Origin of the sequence: Vibrio chemaguriensis (assembly GCF_012275705.1) — a bacterium.
Taxonomy (GTDB): Bacteria; Pseudomonadota; Gammaproteobacteria; order Enterobacterales; family Vibrionaceae; genus Vibrio; species Vibrio diabolicus.
The window spans coordinates 112,829-129,781 of record NZ_SHOE01000013.1 but is presented as its reverse complement, the minus strand read 5'-3'; the positions used below and the strand labels follow the sequence as shown (position 1 = coordinate 129,781).

Annotated in this window: 16 protein-coding genes; 9 read left to right on the top strand and 7 right to left on the bottom strand. The window is 45.3% G+C overall.

Features of this window, described 5'->3' with window-relative positions; genetic code table 11:
• Positions 1–45 precede the first annotated feature (45 nt).
• The 7 genes from sfsA to panC all read left to right on the top strand — a co-directional run bounded on the left by sfsA (position 46) and on the right by panC (position 5,992).
• Complete coding sequence (gene sfsA / locus EX191_RS14010; protein WP_006743318.1) at positions 46–762, top strand: DNA/RNA nuclease SfsA; 717 nt, start codon at positions 46–48, stop codon at positions 760–762.
• 136 nt (positions 763–898) lie between these two features.
• A complete protein-coding gene (gene dksA, locus EX191_RS14005; RefSeq protein WP_005386584.1) occupies positions 899–1,345 on the top strand; it encodes an RNA polymerase-binding protein DksA in 447 nt (148 codons plus the stop codon).
• Between the two features lie 96 nt (positions 1,346–1,441).
• Positions 1,442–2,305, top strand: coding sequence for a tRNA glutamyl-Q(34) synthetase GluQRS (gene gluQRS / locus EX191_RS14000; RefSeq protein ID WP_046875072.1), 864 nt, complete (start codon positions 1,442–1,444; stop codon positions 2,303–2,305).
• A gap of 101 nt (positions 2,306–2,406) precedes the next feature.
• Positions 2,407–3,774 (top strand): polynucleotide adenylyltransferase PcnB, encoded by a 1,368-nt coding sequence (gene pcnB, locus EX191_RS13995; protein WP_046875073.1) that lies wholly within the window; start codon positions 2,407–2,409, stop codon positions 3,772–3,774.
• Positions 3,771–4,256: a 2-amino-4-hydroxy-6-hydroxymethyldihydropteridine diphosphokinase gene (folK, locus tag EX191_RS13990; RefSeq protein WP_005396720.1), complete on the top strand. Its 486-nt coding sequence runs from the start codon at positions 3,771–3,773 to the stop codon at positions 4,254–4,256. The genes pcnB and folK overlap by 4 nt, the downstream gene beginning before the upstream one ends.
• A gap of 24 nt (positions 4,257–4,280) precedes the next feature.
• Entirely contained in the window at positions 4,281–5,075 is a 795-nt protein-coding gene (panB, locus tag EX191_RS13985) for a 3-methyl-2-oxobutanoate hydroxymethyltransferase (RefSeq protein ID WP_005396718.1), read from the top strand.
• Positions 5,076–5,086: 11 nt separating this feature from the next.
• Entirely contained in the window at positions 5,087–5,992 is a 906-nt protein-coding gene (panC, locus tag EX191_RS13980) for a pantoate--beta-alanine ligase (protein WP_193447920.1), read from the top strand.
• Between the two features lie 55 nt (positions 5,993–6,047).
• On the opposite strand, the gene EX191_RS13975 is transcribed toward panC, so the two are convergent.
• The 4 genes from EX191_RS13975 to EX191_RS13960 form a co-directional block, all read right to left on the bottom strand.
• Positions 6,048–6,977 carry a Kdo(2)-lipid IV(A) acyltransferase gene (locus EX191_RS13975; RefSeq protein ID WP_104970935.1) on the bottom strand — a complete coding sequence of 310 codons (930 nt, stop codon included), beginning with the start codon at positions 6,975–6,977 and terminating at the stop codon, positions 6,048–6,050.
• 127 nt (positions 6,978–7,104) lie between these two features.
• Positions 7,105–7,875, bottom strand: a complete 771-nt coding sequence (locus tag EX191_RS13970; protein WP_005396714.1) for an ABC transporter permease — start codon at positions 7,873–7,875, stop codon at positions 7,105–7,107.
• Entirely contained in the window at positions 7,876–8,793 is a 918-nt protein-coding gene (locus tag EX191_RS13965; protein WP_047008973.1) for an ABC transporter ATP-binding protein, read from the bottom strand.
• 252 nt (positions 8,794–9,045) lie between these two features.
• Positions 9,046–10,716, bottom strand: a complete 1,671-nt coding sequence (locus EX191_RS13960; RefSeq protein WP_114323662.1) for a SulP family inorganic anion transporter — start codon at positions 10,714–10,716, stop codon at positions 9,046–9,048.
• A 277-nt stretch (positions 10,717–10,993) separates the two neighbouring features.
• Between EX191_RS13960 and can the strand changes: the two genes are divergently transcribed.
• A complete protein-coding gene (gene can, locus EX191_RS13955) occupies positions 10,994–11,662 on the top strand; it encodes a carbonate dehydratase (RefSeq protein WP_005379996.1) in 669 nt (222 codons plus the stop codon).
• Between the two features lie 77 nt (positions 11,663–11,739).
• Here the strand turns inward: can and hpt are convergent, their stop codons facing one another.
• Positions 11,740–12,270 carry a hypoxanthine phosphoribosyltransferase gene (hpt, locus tag EX191_RS13950; RefSeq protein ID WP_005379995.1) on the bottom strand — a complete coding sequence of 177 codons (531 nt, stop codon included), beginning with the start codon at positions 12,268–12,270 and terminating at the stop codon, positions 11,740–11,742.
• A 318-nt stretch (positions 12,271–12,588) separates the two neighbouring features.
• Here hpt and opaR point away from each other — a divergent pair, with 318 nt between their 5' ends.
• A complete protein-coding gene (gene opaR, locus EX191_RS13945; RefSeq protein WP_193447919.1) occupies positions 12,589–13,203 on the top strand; it encodes a transcriptional regulator OpaR in 615 nt (204 codons plus the stop codon).
• Positions 13,204–13,348: 145 nt separating this feature from the next.
• Here the strand turns inward: opaR and lpdA are convergent, their stop codons facing one another.
• Both lpdA and aceF read right to left on the bottom strand, forming a co-directional pair.
• Positions 13,349–14,776 carry a dihydrolipoyl dehydrogenase gene (gene lpdA / locus EX191_RS13940; protein WP_005379993.1) on the bottom strand — a complete coding sequence of 476 codons (1,428 nt, stop codon included), beginning with the start codon at positions 14,774–14,776 and terminating at the stop codon, positions 13,349–13,351.
• Between the two features lie 267 nt (positions 14,777–15,043).
• The gene (aceF, locus tag EX191_RS13935) at positions 15,044–16,936 is read right to left on the bottom strand and encodes a pyruvate dehydrogenase complex dihydrolipoyllysine-residue acetyltransferase (RefSeq protein WP_193447918.1); all 1,893 of its coding nucleotides are present in this window, start codon (positions 16,934–16,936) and stop codon (positions 15,044–15,046) included.
• Positions 16,937–16,953: the final 17 nt, after the last annotated feature.

The window sequence follows — 16,953 nt, the reverse complement described above, 5'->3', positions numbered from 1 at the left end:
TGGTGGCAACATTGTACATAAAAAAATTTTTGTCTAAATAAGCAAATGCATTTCACACCCGCTTTAGAGTCCGCCACTCTACTCAAACGCTATAAACGCTTTCTTGCCGATATCGAACTCGATACCGGTGAAGTTCGTACTATCCACTGCGCAAACACTGGCGCTATGACAGGTTGTGCGACACCGGGAAACAAAGTTTGGTTTTCCACTTCCGACAACCCGAAACGAAAATACCCCAATAGTTGGGAGTTGAGTGAAACCGAACAAGGCCACCGCATTTGTATCAATACTGCGCGCGCCAACCAACTGGCCGTTGAGGCTATTGAAAATAATGTCATTTCAGAGCTTTGTGGTTATGACACACTTCAAACTGAGGTGAAATACGGTAATGAAAATAGCCGAATTGATATCTTGCTCAGCGCAGACAACAAGCCAAAATGCTATATAGAAGTGAAAAGCGTCACTCTTCTTGATGAGACCGACTCTACTGGACAAGGATACTTCCCAGATGCGGTCACGACTCGGGGACAAAAGCACCTGAGAGAGCTCACAGAAATGGCACAAAATGGAAGTAGAGCCATACTTTTATTCACTGTTTTACATTCAGGTATTGAAAAAGTATCCGCGGCGCACCATATAGACGCGAAATATTCACTATTACTCAAACAAGCACAAGACGCTGGAGTGGAAGTTCTCTGCTACAAAGCTGAACTGAGCGATACTGGAATGAAGCTGATTTCCGCTATTGATTTTATCAATTAAGAGAAAAAATGATGTCGTCTTCACATTGACGATAACTTTGCGATTCAGTATTTGCTTGCACCGCCTCTTTTTGCTATAGATACCCGCCTTAAATTGACTGCGTAGCAGTTGACTAGGTGTAAGTAGGAGATGCTGTATGCCAGAATCAAAGAAGAAAACGATAGGCATCCTAGCCATTGCCGGCGTGGAGCCATATCAGGAAAAACCTGGTGAAGAGTACATGTCACCAGAGCAGGTTGAACACTTTACGAAAATCTTAACAGCTTGGCGCGACCAGCTGAGAGCTGAAGTGGATCGTACCGTTCACCACATGCAGGACGAAGCAGCAAACTTCCCAGATCCAGTTGACCGCGCCTCTCAAGAGGAAGAGTTCAGCCTAGAACTGCGTAACCGCGACCGCGAACGCCGTTTGATCAAGAAGATTGAAAAGACTTTGGATAAAATCAAAGAAGACGATTTTGGCTTCTGTGAGTCTTGTGGCGTAGAGATTGGCGTTCGCCGTCTTGAAGCACGTCCAACCGCTGACCTATGTATTGACTGTAAAACACTTGCAGAAATCAAAGAGAAGCAAATGCAAGGTTAATCAACCAAGCATTATGATTATTGAAGGGAGCTCAGGCTCCCTTTTTGTTTTGACTACCTTTGCATCCCATTTGTTTACTAAATTCGAGATACACGCATGACACGCTATGTAGGTCGATTCGCCCCATCTCCTTCTGGTCCTTTACATTTTGGTTCACTGATTGCCGCTCTTGGCAGCTATTTTCAAGCGAAAGCACACAACGGAACCTGGTTAGTACGTATTGAGGACTTGGACCCACCAAGAGAAATGCCAGGTGCGGCGCAACTTATCCTAGATGCGCTCAAAGCCTACCAGCTGCATTGGGATGGAGAGGTGGTATACCAGAGTGAACGTCATGACCTTTACCAAGCCCAAATAAACACATGGCTCGAAAATGGTGAGGCCTATTATTGCCAATGTACTCGAAAGCAAATTAAAGAGCATGGCGGGTTTTATCCTGGCACTTGCCGCGATAAAAACTTGAAAGACGGCGCGATTCGCCTAAAAATGACCAAGCCTGTCGCTCATTTCTTCGATCAGAAGCGTGGAACAATTAAGATTCCAGAGCAACTCGTTAATGAAGATTTCATTATTAAACGTCGAGATGGATTATTTGCTTATAATCTTGCGGTAGTATTGGACGACATCGACCAAGGCGTCACCGAAGTCGTGCGTGGTGCAGACTTAATCGAGCCAACAGGGCGTCAAATCAGTCTGTACCAGATACTTGGGCAGCCTGAAGTCAGCTACTTGCATTTACCATTGGCGATGGACAACAACGGCAATAAACTGTCGAAACAAAATCACGCGACGGCTATTGATATAGAGACACCAAAGCCTACTCTATTACGCGCCATGACATTTTTGGGCTTCGAGATACCGGAAGCCATAAAAGCGGCCAACATAGAAGAGATTCTTCGTTGGGGCTGCGAAAACTGGCGCTTGGAACAGCTTCCAACAGAGATCGAGATCACACCGTGATTCTCAAATGGCATTGTGTAGGCTATCATTAGCCGCAAATTAGGCCCTAGAGGCGCAAAAACTAACCAAAGCAAGATTGGACTAAACCCAGTTATTGCCAGATGCACATGAATACAAACGACTATACACCAAGCGAACCTGCCACTATTCCAGAGCTCGCTCTCAATGTAATAACTCGTGAAGAGCACAACATTTCGCGTAAGCAGATCAGTGATAATGCACTGAAGGTACTGTACCGCCTAAATGGTGCTGGTTTCGATGCTTTTCTTGTGGGTGGCGGGGTTCGAGACTTACTGCTTGGACAGAAACCAAAAGATTTTGACATTGCGACCAACGCAACGCCGGAACAGATCAAACAGCTATTTCGTAACTGCCGTTTGATTGGTCGCCGCTTCCGCTTGGCTCACATTATGTTTGGCCGAGACATCATTGAGGTTGCGACATTCCGTGGTCACCACCAAGAGCAAAAGAACAAGAGCATCTCTCAACAATCTAAAGAAGGAATGCTGCTGCGGGACAATGTCTACGGCACCATCGATGAAGATGCTGAGCGCCGTGATTTCACGATTAACTCGATGTACTACAACATCGCGGATTACTCGATTCACGACTACGCACGTGGTATTGAGGATTTAGAAGATCGCCTCATTCGACTGATTGGCGATCCAGAAACACGCTACCGTGAAGATCCAGTACGTATGTTGCGTGCAGTTCGCTTCGCAGTAAAACTGGACTTTGATATTGAAGAAGACACCGCGGCACCAATCGAACACATGGCACCGTTGCTCGGTGACATTCCGTCAGCGCGTCTTTTTGAAGAGTCACTCAAATTATTGCAATCCGGTCATGGCTTAGAAACCTACCACCTACTGCGTGAGTACAACTTATTCCAACAGCTCTTCCCGACGATTGCAGCGCACTTTACAGAAGATTACTCCTCTCACACAGAGCAAATGTTGGATCTCGTGTTGGATTCTACTGACATGCGCATCGAAGATGGTAAACGTATCAACCCTGCATTTATGTTTGCTGCGATGTTGTGGTACCCACTGTGTGCGAAAGCCGATGAGCTGATGGAAGAGCGCAACCTAGGCCATTACGACGCCATTATGGAAGCGAGTAACATCATTCTTGATGAACAAGTTCGTACAATTGCCATTCCAAGACGCCATACCGCAACCATTCGCGAGATTTGGCAGCTGCAGCTTCGTCTTCCACGACGCAACGGTAAACGTGCATTCCGCCTGATGGAGCTCAATAAATTTAGAGCTGGCTTTGATTTTCTTGAAATGCGCGGTGAAATTGAAGGTGGTGACACTCAGAAGCTTGCCAAGTGGTGGGAAACTTTTCAAAATGCAGGCCGAGAAATGCGTCAAGCAATGGCTGCCGACCTAGACGGTCAATCACCGAAGAGTGGTCAGCGCCGCCGTAAAACCTATCGCAAGAAAAAGAGTAAGCCTAAGTCATGATCACAGCGTACATTGCGGTAGGCAGTAACTTGGCTGATCCTGTCAGCCAAGCGAAGCAAGCGATTGAAGCGTTAAAAACGCTGCCTAAATCAGAATTTGTTCAGGCTTCTTCGCTATACAGCAGCACGCCAATGGGACCACAAAACCAACCGGATTACATCAATGCGGTTGTGTCGATTAACACCAGTTTGACGCCTCTTGAGTTGCTCGATTGCACACAAGCCATTGAGCAAGAACAAGGGCGTGTCCGTAAAGACGAACGTTGGGGACCAAGAACCTTGGACCTCGACATTGTGCTTTATGGCAATGAGGTGATTAATTCCGAGAGGCTGATCGTTCCTCATTATGGAATGAAAGAGCGTGAATTCGTACTCTACCCTCTTGCGGAAATTGCACCAAGTTTACAACTCCCCGATGGGACCGAGGTCTCTAAACTACTGGAACAAGTAGATAGAAACGGCCTCAGTATCTGGCAGTCATAGCCAACTCCTAGTAAGGATAAAACCATGAAAAAAATGACCATCAACGACCTAATCAAGTGGAAGCAAGAAGGTCGTAAATTTGCTACTTCAACCGCTTATGATGCGAGCTTTGCCCAACTGTTTGAAAGCCAAGAAATGCCAGTACTTCTTGTTGGTGATTCTCTAGGTATGGTTTTGCAAGGTCACAACGATACTCTGCCAGTAACGGTCGATGATATCGCTTACCATACTCGTTGCGTACGCGCAGGTAGCCCAAATTGTTTGTTGATGGCTGACATGCCATTCATGAGCTACACCACGCCAGAGCAAGCTTGCGAAAATGCGGCTACACTGATGCGTGCTGGTGCCAATATGGTGAAAATTGAAGGTGGTGACTGGCTAGTCGACACTGTAAAAATGCTCACTGAACGCTCGGTTCCAGTTTGTGCTCACCTTGGTTTAACTCCTCAAGCCGTGAATATTTTTGGTGGTTACAAAGTCCAAGGTCGCGATCAAGAAAAAGCGGACCGCATGGTGAAAGATGCCTTAGCACTGCAAGAAGCAGGCGCTCAAATCGTCTTACTAGAGTGCGTGCCTGCTGAGCTTGCTGAGCGTATTACGCAAGTGCTCGACGTCCCTGTTATCGGTATTGGGGCTGGTAACGTGACAGATGGTCAAATACTCGTGATGCATGATATGTTCGGTATCTCTGCCAACTACATGCCGAAATTCTCCAAAAACTTTCTTGCTGAAACAGGTGATATGCGCAAAGCCGTTGCTAAATACATTGAAGATGTAGCCAACGGTGTATTCCCAGACGACGCTCATACCATTGCCTAGAGGATAAATGCATGCAAACTTTTGCGGAAATCTCAGCAGTTCGTGAACACCTTAAAGCCTTTAAACGTGAAGGTCGTAAAATTGCGTTTGTCCCAACCATGGGCAACCTTCACGAAGGTCACTTAACTTTAGTGCGTAAAGCACGCGAACACGCTGATATCGTTGTCGTAAGCATCTTTGTTAATCCGATGCAGTTTGATCGTGCAGACGATTTAAATAATTACCCGCGTACGCTAGAGGAAGACTTAAGCAAGTTAACCTCAGAAGGGGTCGATGTGGTATTTACGCCGACACCAGAAGTTATCTATCCTGAAGGGCTTGATAAACAAACGTTTGTTGATGTTCCGGGTCTATCGACTATTTTAGAAGGGGCTTCACGCCCTGGTCATTTCCGTGGCGTCACAACCATCGTAAACAAGCTATTTAACATCGTTCAGCCAGATGTGGCCTGTTTTGGTGAGAAAGATTTTCAACAACTTGCGGTTATCCGCAAGATGGTTGTCGATCTTGCGATGGACATTGAAATCATTGGTGTACCAACCGTACGTGAAATGGACGGGTTAGCTATGAGCTCTCGCAATGGCTTACTCACGCTGGATGAGCGCCAGCGTGCGCCAGTACTTGCTCGTACAATGCGTTGGATCAGCAGTGCCATTCGTGGCGGCCGTGATGACTACGCATCGATCATCGAAGATGCGAGCGACCAACTGCGAGCTGCAGGTTTGCACCCTGATGAGATCTTCATTCGTGATGCTCGTACATTACAAGTGATCACACCAGAAACGACACAAGCCGTCATTCTGATGTCTGCGTTCTTAGGCAAAGCTCGTCTTATCGATAACCAAACGGTAGATATGGTTGTCGAAGCGAAGGAAGAAGCAGAGTCTAGTAATACAAACTCAGAGAGCGCAGAGTAAGCTCTGAGCCATCAAGACGTAAAAAGGTCGACTCTTAGTCGACCTTTTTTATGTTCTACGTATAGACGCAATCTAATCCTTCAGGACGTGTTTTAAACCGCTTGTGCAGCCACATCCACGCTGGAATATCACGTTTTATCATTTTCTCGAGTTCTTGATTCAAGATACTTGCCGCTTTAATCGCATTACGCCTCTCGAAACGCTCACTGATATCTTTTCCAATATACAACGTGTAATGGTGATTCTTGCTCACTGTGACGCCAGATATGACCGCACACTTTGTTGCGTCTATAAGCACACTAGAGCCCACGGTACTCGCGGCTTGTTCAACAGCAAAGAACGGCGCAAAAACAGAATGGCTGACGCCATAATCATGGTCGGGCAAATACCACAGTCGATGACCATTTTTCAGAACTTTGAGCATTGATTTAACGTCTTTTCGATCAATCATTTGATGCCCAAAACGAGTTCGACCTCGATGTTGAATAAACTCATAAGCAGGATTCGAATTTGGGCGATACACACCGTAACCTTTGGCAAACTGGCTAAAAATACGAGCGGTTATCTCCAAGTTTAAATGGTGACTGCACACCACCAACACACCACGGCCATTCTTTTCCTCAGCGAGTAAACGATCTTTCCCAACAGTAGAGGTTATCCGACGTATCCGCCAATCTGGCCAAAACCAGGCGATCCCCGTTTCGATGATCGCCATTCCCGTATATTGAAAGTTTTTTCGTACTACGTCCTTACATTGCCAATCCGTAAAATCAGGGAAACACAGCTGGAGATTACGCAGAGCGATCTTGTGTCGGCGCTTCATTACATGCATCGCAACACAGCCGATACTTCTACCTAAGATTCGCAATACTATATATGGCAGTACATTAACAAGAATCGCTAAAGATCCAAATGCCAGCCAAACAGACCAATATTTGGGCTTAAGTAACTGATAGGAGAAAGGCGGCGGCGGGACAATATTCATAGGATCACTCATTTATTACAAATGATTGAAACCTATCATGATAAAAACTGAATGATTGTATGGGTATGTATTGTTATGCATGCCAAAGAGCAGCATGATTCGCTGCTCTTTGTTGTGTGGGAGAGTCTTAGCTTCTTAGCCCAATACCTTTCGTTACTAAGTAATGAGCAACGGCATACAGCGCTATCACAAACACCGCAAGCACACTGAATGAGGTGACAATACCTACATCCGATACGCCTAAAAAACCATAACGGAACGCATTCACCATGTAGACGATTGGGTTAATCTTAGAGACACCTTGCCAAAATTCAGGCAGTAAGCTGATGGAATAAAAAACACCACCCAAGTAGGTTAACGGGGTCAACACAAATGTAGGAATGATCGAAATATCATCAAACGTTTTTGCATAGACCGCATTGATCAGTCCGCCTAGAGCAAATACAACGGATGTCATGAAGACGGTCGCAACAATAATGCCCCAGTGTTCAACTTGCAGATCCACAAACAATAGAGACACACAGGTAACAATAGCGCCTACTAACAAACCTCGAGTCACACCGCCCATTACGTATCCAGCAATGATCACGTAATTTGGCACTGGTGCCACCAGCAGCTCTTCAATGTTCTTCTGTAGTTTTGCACTAAAGAACGAAGACGCCACATTCGAGTATGAATTGGTGATCACCGACATCATGATCAAACCTGGAACTATGTACTCCATGTAGCTAAAGCCGCTCATCTCACCGATTCGAGAGCCAATAAGATTACCGAAAATGATGAAATACAGTGTCATTGTGATTGCAGGCGGAACTAAAGTTTGCACCCAAATACGCGTAAAACGGGTGATCTCTTTGCTCAGCAAGCTACGAAATGCCGTCCAATATAAACCGTACATTTACTTACTCCCTTCTCTTACAATGCTGACAAACAACTCTTCCAGTCGGTTGGCTTTGTTACGCATTGAAAGAACTCTAATACCATGCTCTGTTAACTGACTGAACACTGAGTTCAATCCTTGGCTTTTATCTAGCTCTATCTCTAAAGAGCCATCAACAATACTTTGTCGATTGACGCCTTCAAGCTCAGGCACCTCGCCTTCAGATTCAATGTCTAGGATAAATGTCTCGACGCTTAACTTACCTAGCAACGCCTTCATGGTGGTGTTTTCAATCAACTCACCCCGGTTGATAATGCCGATATTTCGACACAGCATCTCCGCTTCTTCTAGGTAGTGCGTCGTCAAAATAATCGTAATCCCTTGCTCTTGGTTGATCTCTTTCAGAAATTCCCACATTGAGCGGCGTAGTTCAATGTCCACCCCAGCCGTTGGTTCATCCAAAATGAGCAACTGCGGCTCGTGCATCAAAGCTCGGGCGATCATCAAACGGCGCTTCATTCCGCCAGATAAATTACGGGCACGCTCTTTACGTTTTTCCCATAAATCGAGTTTTTTCAGGTACTTTTCAGCTCGTTCTTTGGCTAATACTTTAGACACACCGTAATAGCCCGCTTGCTGCATCACGATTTGTTCAACAGTTTCAAACTGATTGAAGTTGAACTCTTGTGGCACCAAGCCTAAATTCTGTTTGGCCAACTCAAGGTCGGTATCAATGTCATAACCGAAAACTTTCGTCGTCCCAGAAGTTTTGTTCACTAAGGAAGAGATGATGCCGATCGTGGTCGATTTTCCTGCACCATTGGGACCCAGAAGCGCGTAGAAGTCACCCTTTTTCACTTGGAGACTAATACCTTTTAACGCCTCAAAGCCACCTGCATACGTCTTGCGCAACTGTTCAATTTCTAATGCGTACATAAGGTCGTGATTGCCGTTTGTTTGTGATTACTAATACCGACTCGATGTTTATCAGCGGTTTACTACGAAATCGCCTTGGGTATTGTACTGGAGGTCCATCAGTTTATCGTTGAATAACGATGATTACAATTAAACCTTTCGATAATATTGGAAATATAGTCCCTATCAACGTAAAGGTTATCTACAAGTAAGGAAAAGTTAGGGAATAAAAAACGCAACAGAGCGCTGTTGCGTTTTTAACGATCAGAGTGATTACGCCGTTATACGCTGATACTGGTCCGCCTCGACATGAGCTACCGCCGCATTTAATGCTTCATAACGGAATTGGTACATATTGTCATTCGGGACAAGATCAATAACGTGGAACTTTTCTAGCTGTTCTCGCGTGCGCTCATTTGGACACAACAAATACACGGCACAATTAGCATCGAGCGCATCTTTAATCGCGTTTTCTAACGCTAAACCGACAGTAACATCAATCATAGGTACATCGGTAAGATCGAGAATCATCACATCATAATCCGAAATACTGGAGTGCTGGCGTGAAATTGCCTTAGAAACACTGAAGATCATTGGGCCCGAAAGATAAAAGAACAGTACTTTGCCATTGGCGCGATCAAGCAAGCCACGCTCGCTGTCAGTTAGCGGCACATCGTCTTCATCCGCGTCGCTGATCGCTTTCACTTGTCTCGCCTGTTCTCGGCTCAGACGCTCAATGATAATAATGTTGGAAATAAAGACGCCCAAGCCCACGGCAACGATAAGATCAACGAACACTGTGAGCAACATAACGCCATACATTACCGCCATTCCGGAAAAGCTAACCTTGTGTGCTCGTTGAATAAAACTCCAATCCAAAATGTTAAAGCCGACATATACTGCAATGCCAGCCAACACAGCCATTGGGATCGGCTCCGTTAATCCACCCGCAACCAATACGACCAATGCAAGCATAAGTGCACGAATCACACCGGACAATGGCGAACGAGCCCCAACTTGAATGTTAGTCACCGTGCCCATCGTTGCGCCCGCGCCAGGTAGAGCACCGAACAAGCCTGAGATCATGTTGGCAAGACCTTGGCCTCGCAGTTCTTTGTCTGAGTCGTGCTCTTTACGAGTCAAGGAGTCACCGATAACCGCCGTTAACAAAGTGTCGATACAACCTAAGGTGCCGAGCACCAACGCATCAATAACCATCTCAACAAACATATCTGGATCAATATGAGGTGCAACGAGAGAAGGCAATCCTGCCGGGATTTCACCGATACGACGAATGTCTTCCGTATCGAAGAACATCACAGACAATAAAGTCACCGCAACCAACGCCACGAGTTGCGCTGGTACATATTTTCGATATTGCTTAGGGAAGAAAAAGAGAATCCCCAAAGTCAGTAGACCTAAAAACAGTTCACTGAACTTGAGGTTAGAAATGGTCTCCGGCAAAGCAGATAATGTTCCGAGCACTCCTCCAGAAGGAGCAGCATGCCCCATCAAAGGTGATAGCTGCAAAATGATAAGAATCACGCCAATCCCTGACATAAAGCCCGAAATCACGCTATAAGGCATCAAGGTAACGTATTTACCCAGTTTTAACGTCCCTAATAGGATTTGGAACGCACCAGCCATCATAACAACCGTGAAGGTCATGGCCATGCCCGTTTCTGGATACTTCGCCATCATACTGGTTAACACAGCGGTCATGATTACCGTCATTGGCCCTGTTGGTTCTGATATTAACGTATTAGAACCACCAAACAACGAAGCAAACAGACCGACCATTATTGCGCCCCAGAGGCCTGCTTCTGCCCCTGCACCGGATGCAACACCGAACGCTAACGCCAAAGGAAGAGAGATAATCGCCGTGGTTACCCCGCCAAATACATCCCCTTTGAAATTAATATCTTCAAAACGACTACCGAACACTGCTGATTTCCCTGCATTCAATTTTAAAAAGTAAAATGTCATTACTTTAACGAGCCAGGTGAAAATTTAAACCATAAATAGATTAAGGCTAAATTCACACCACAAATAATTAGGCCTAATTTTACGTTTTTATTGATGAAAACTAGTCAGATGAGTCCTGTCTGACGAATATTTAACGAGATCGAAATTGTAACATTGTGTATAGTTACAACACTGATCGCTTGCATGTTCATATAAGCGGCAGCGCTTTTGTCTTTTAAGGGAAGTAGTTTGCAAGATGCCGGAAATTAAACAGTTATTTGAAAACAATTCAAAATGGTCTCAAGAGATCAAATCTGATCGACCTGAATACTTCGCAAAACTCGCAGAGGGTCAAAAGCCCGATTTTCTTTGGATTGGCTGTTCTGATAGCCGTGTCCCTGCCGAGCGACTAACCGGACTATACTCGGGTGAACTATTCGTTCATCGGAATGTTGCAAACCAAGTCATCCATACTGATCTCAACTGTCTGTCCGTCGTTCAATACGCCGTAGACGTTCTTAAGGTTAAGCACATCATTGTCTGTGGACACTATGGCTGTGGTGGCGTAAACGCTGCCATTGATAACCCTAAGCTAGGTCTTATTAATAATTGGCTGTTACATATAAGAGATATCTATTTCAAACACCGCACTTACCTAGATCAAATGCCGCAGCAAGATCGAGCGGATAAACTAGGCGAGCTTAATGTTGCAGAGCAAGTGTACAACTTGGGTAACTCAACCATCCTGCAAAACGCTTGGGAGCGTGGGCAAGATGTTGAAATTCATGGCGTGGTATACGGCATTGAAGATGGTCGTTTAGAGTACTTAGGCATTCGTTCTAACTCTAAGGAAACCGTAGAAGCGTCTTATCAGAAAGCCCTTTCGACGATTCTAAATACAGACAATAAGCTGCTTTGTCGCTAAGCTACATCTAAAAGTTGAACAAAAAACGCCCATCTAAGATGGGCGTTTTTTTGTATTTTTAATGCTGCTCTCAATGATTATTCTTGAGGTACAACTTTACCGATGTATGGTAAGTGGCGGTATTTCTGCGCGTAATCAATACCCACACCAACGACAAACTCATCTGGGATTTCGAAACCAATCCAATCCACAGGAACATTCACTTCACGACGAGATGGTTTATCTAGGAGCGTGCAAATCGCGATAGACTTCGGCTCACGCAGCGATAAGATCTCACGGATTTTATTTAGTGTGTTACCTGTATCAATGATGTCTTCAACAAGCAAAATGTCTTTGCCTTTGATGTCATCATCCAAATCTTTCAAGATACGAACGTCACGTGAACTTTCCATTGTGTTGCCGTAGCTTGACGCTGTCATAAAATCAACTTGGTGAGTCAGTTCGATAGCACGTGCCAAGTCTGCCATAAATACAAATGAGCCACGCAATAAGCCTACCAACACAAGATCTTCACTACCTTGATAACGCTCTGTAATTTGTTTGCCTAATTCACGAACTCGTTCCTGAACTTCTTGCTCAGAAATCATGACTTCTATTGTATGTTTCATACTGTGCTCAATCTAATTTGTGGGTTGAGGTAAGTCGCACGCAAACGATCACCTAATCTTACGGCGTGTAGTGTATCACCACGTTCATTGGGTTGAAAGTCACATCCTGTTGCCAAAAAATCTTGGAAGAAGGTCTTAGTTTTATAAAGTTCATAGCTAAATTTATCAATAATAATGACATTACTGTATATAAATTGTTCTACAGATGTTGACCTTGTTGATATGCACCATTACACTCATCACTGCTTTAAGCAACTATTAAAATAATCAATTAGGGGGTTACCCCCAATATCAACTCAAATGGCAAGGAAAATGGATATGGACTCAATTGCAAAGAGACCTAGAACTAGGCTTTCCCCGATTAAGCGTAAGCAACAGTTAATGGAAATCGCACTGGAAGTGCTTGCGCGCCGCGGCATCGGTCGTGGTGGTCACGCAGATATCGCAGAAATTGCTCAAGTTTCTGTGGCGACCGTTTTTAACTACTTCCCGACTCGTGAAGACTTGGTGGATGAAGTACTCAACCACGTCGTACGTCAGTTCTCGAACTTCCTATCGGATAACATTGACTTAGACTTACACGCGCGTGAAAACATCGCCAATATCACTAACGCGATGATTGAGCTTGTCAGTCAAGACTGTCACTGGCTAAAAGTTTGGTTCGAGTGGAGTGCTTCAACACGTGATGAAGTATGGCCATTGTTTGTTTCAACTAACCGTACTAACCAGTTACTGGTACAAAACATGTTCATTAAAGCAATTGAACGTGGCGAAGTGTGTGACCAGCACGATTCAGAACACTTGGCAAACTTGTTCCACGGTATTTGTTACTCACTGTTTGTCCAAGCGAACCGAGCAAAAAGTGAAGCGGAACTTAAGCACCTTGTTAGTTCATACTTAGACATGCTCTGCATTTACAACCGTGAACACTAAAGCTTAACTCGCAATATATGTCAGCCCACCGTTTGGTGGGCTTTTTATTGTCTGCTGTCAGCCGAGCACACGTTTATATTCCTACCTAACAAACATAAAAAAACCGCTGCAATGCAGCGGTTTCTATCATTCAGTCAGAAAAAGCTTACTTCTTCTTAACTGCTTTTTTGTTTGGCAGGTCAGTGATTGAACCTTCAAATACTTCAGCAGCTAGACCTACAGACTCATGTAGAGTTGGGTGAGCGTGGATAGTCAGAGCGATATCTTCTGCATCACAGCCCATCTCAATTGCAAGGCCGATTTCACCAAGTAGTTCACCACCGTTAGTACCAACGATAGCACCACCGATTACGCGGTGAGTTTCTTTGTCGAAGATTAGCTTAGTCATACCGTCTGCACAGTCAGATGCGATTGCACGACCTGATGCTGCCCATGGGAATGTCGCCACTTCGTACTTGATGCCTTCTTCTTTCGCTTCTTTTTCAGTCTTACCAACCCAAGCTACTTCTGGCTCAGTGTACGCAATTGAAGGGATAACTTTAGGGTCGAAGTAGTGCTTCTTACCAGAGATAACTTCAGCAGCTACGTGACCTTCATGCACACCTTTGTGAGCAAGCATTGGTTGACCAACGATATCACCGATCGCGAAGATGTGAGGAACGTTAGTACGCATTTGCTTATCAACGTTGATGAAGCCACGCTCGTCAATTTCTAGACCCGCTTTTTCACCGTCGATCAGCTTACCATTTGGTACACGACCGATAGCAACTAGAACCGCATCGTAACGCTCAGCCTCAGCTGGCGCTTTCTTGCCTTCCATTGAAACGTAGATACCGTCTTCTTTTGCTTCAACTGCTGTTACTTTCGTTTCTAGCATTAGCTTGAACTTGTCTTTGATACGCTTAGTAAATACTTTCACGATATCTTTGTCTGCTGCAGGAATTACCTGGTCAAACATTTCAACAACTTCAACTTTAGAACCTAGAGAGTGGTAAACCGTACCCATTTCTAGACCGATGATACCACCACCCATGATAAGTAGTTTTTCTGGCACTTCTTTTAATTCAAGAGCGTCAGTAGAGTCCCAAATACGTGGGTCTTCATGCGGGATAAATGGCAGTTTGATTGGACGAGAACCAGCCGCAACGATTGCGTTGTCAAAGTTAACAACTGTTGGCTCACCTTCGCCTTCTACAAGGATAGAGTTAGGGCCAGTGAACTTACCATAACCGTTAACTACTGTTACGTTACGCATCTTAGCCATGCCGCTTAGGCCGCCAGTTAGTTGGTTAACAACTTTTTCTTTCCAGATGCGGATTTTGCTGATGTCTGTTTGAGGCTCACCGAACACAACGCCGTGGTCAGCCATCGCTTTCGCTTCTTCAATTACTTTAGAAACGTGAAGCAGTGCTTTAGATGGGATACAACCCACGTTCAGACATACACCGCCAAGCGTGCTGTAACGTTCAACTAGTACAGTTTCAAGACCTAAGTCCGCACAACGGAATGCAGCGGAGTAACCAGCAGGACCAGAACCAAGTACAACAACTTGGGCTTTAATTTCTTTGCTCATTTTGACCTCTTGTAGTCATTATCCCTAACAGGCTGAGTGGGTATCGATTTTTTATGTTTAAGAGAGATTTGTTTTAAACAGTTATTTTCAGACCGCTAACAGTTTACAGAGATGTTAATGGTGTGAAAAGTAAATCAATTTAGCCTGTGAGCTAGACAACAATTCGATTGTGAAAACCCTGAACGAAGCAAGGCTGATAACCAAATTGTCGGTAATTATGATTAGCAGAGGCGGCTAAGTTGCCGCCTCTCATTCATCTAATTTCTATTACAGAACTAGACGACGAATGTCAGATAGACATGAGTTTAGGTAAGTGATGAAGCGCGCACCTTCAGCACCATCGATCACACGGTGGTCGTATGATAGAGATAGTGGAAGTTGTAGACGCGGTTCAAACTCTTTACCGTTCCATACCGGTTTCATCTCTGACTTAGACACACCTAGGATACCAACTTCTGGCGCGTTTACGATTGGAGTAAACGCCGTACCGCCGATACCGCCTAGGCTAGAGATAGTGAAACAGCCACCTTGCATGTCAGCAGCAGTTAGCTTGCCTGCACGTGCTTTCTTAGAAACCGCCATTAGCTCTTCAGATAGCTCGTAGATGCCTTTCTTGTTCACGTCTTTAAATACAGGAACAACTAGACCATTTGGTGTATCTACCGCGATACCAACATTCACGTATTTCTTCAGAATTAGGCTCTCACCGTCTTCTGATAGAGAAGAGTTGAACGCTGGGAACGCTTCAAGCGCTTTAGCTACCGCTTTCATGATGAACACAAGTGGTGTGATCTTCATGCCAGTGTCTTTCTTCGCTTCAATCGCGTTTTGCTCTTTACGGAATGCTTCAAGAGCCGTGATGTCTGCGTTATCCCACTGTGTAACGTGCGGGATCATTACCCAGTTACGGTGTAGGTTTGCACCAGAGATCTTCTTAATGCGAGATAGCGGTTGAACTTCTGTCTCACCAAACTTGCTGAAGTCCACTTTTGGCCATGGTAGTAGACCAAGAGCCGCGCCGTCGCCTTTACCAGATGCTGCTGCACCTGCGCCAGACTCAAGACGCTTAAGTGCATCTTTCACGTAAGCTTGAACGTCTTCTTTTAGGATACGGCTCTTACGACCAGAACCTTTAACCTTAGAAAGATTAACGCCAAACTCACGCGCTAGACGACGAACAACTGGAGACGCATGAGCGTACTCATCGTTTTCTTTGAAATCGCCAGTCGCTGCTGGAGCTGCTGCCGCTGGAGCTTCTGCTTTAGGAGCTGGAGCTGCAGGTGCTGTCGCTTGAGCTGGAGCCGCTGCAGGAGCAGGTGCTGCGCCCGCCACTTCGAATACCATGATTAGTGAGCCAGTAGACACTTTGTCGCCAGCTGCAATCTTGATTTCTTTAACCGTACCAGCAAATGGTGCAGGAACTTCCATAGAAGCTTTGTCACCTTCAACAGTGATTAGAGATTGCTCTTCTTCCACTGTGTCGCCAACGGCAACCATGATCTCAGTAACTTCAACTTCGTCGCCGCCGATATCTGGAACGTTCACTTCTTTTGCCGCAGACGCTGCTGGTGCTGCTGCCGCAGGAGCTTCAGCTGCCGCTGGTGCTGCTGGAGCACCTGAACCTGCTGTTTCGAATACCATGATAAGTGAGCCAGTCGATACTTTATCGCCTGCTGCAACTTTGATCTCTTTTAGAGTACCTGCGAATGGCGCTGGAACTTCCATAGAAGCTTTGTCGCCTTCAACAGTTAGAAGAGATTGCTCTTCTTCGATGCTGTCGCCAACGGCAACCATGATTTCAGTAACTTCTACTTCATCACCACCGATGTCTGGTACGTGAACTTCTTTTAGTTCTGCCGCTGCTGCTGGAGCTGGAGCTGCTGCTGGAGCTGCTTCTGCCGCAGGAGCAGGTGCAGCGTCAGCTGCACCCTCGGCTTCGAAAATCATGATTAGAGAACCAGTAGAAACCTTGTCGCCTTCTGCAACTTTGATTTCTTTAACGATACCCGCTTGAGAAGCAGGAACTTCCATAGAAGCTTTATCGCCTTCAACTGTGATCAGAGACTGCTCTTCTTCAACCTTGTCGCCAACGCTTACAAGAATCTCAGTAACTTCAACCTCATCCGCACCGATGTCTGGTACATTAATTTCGATTGCCATTTCTTATCTACCTTCTT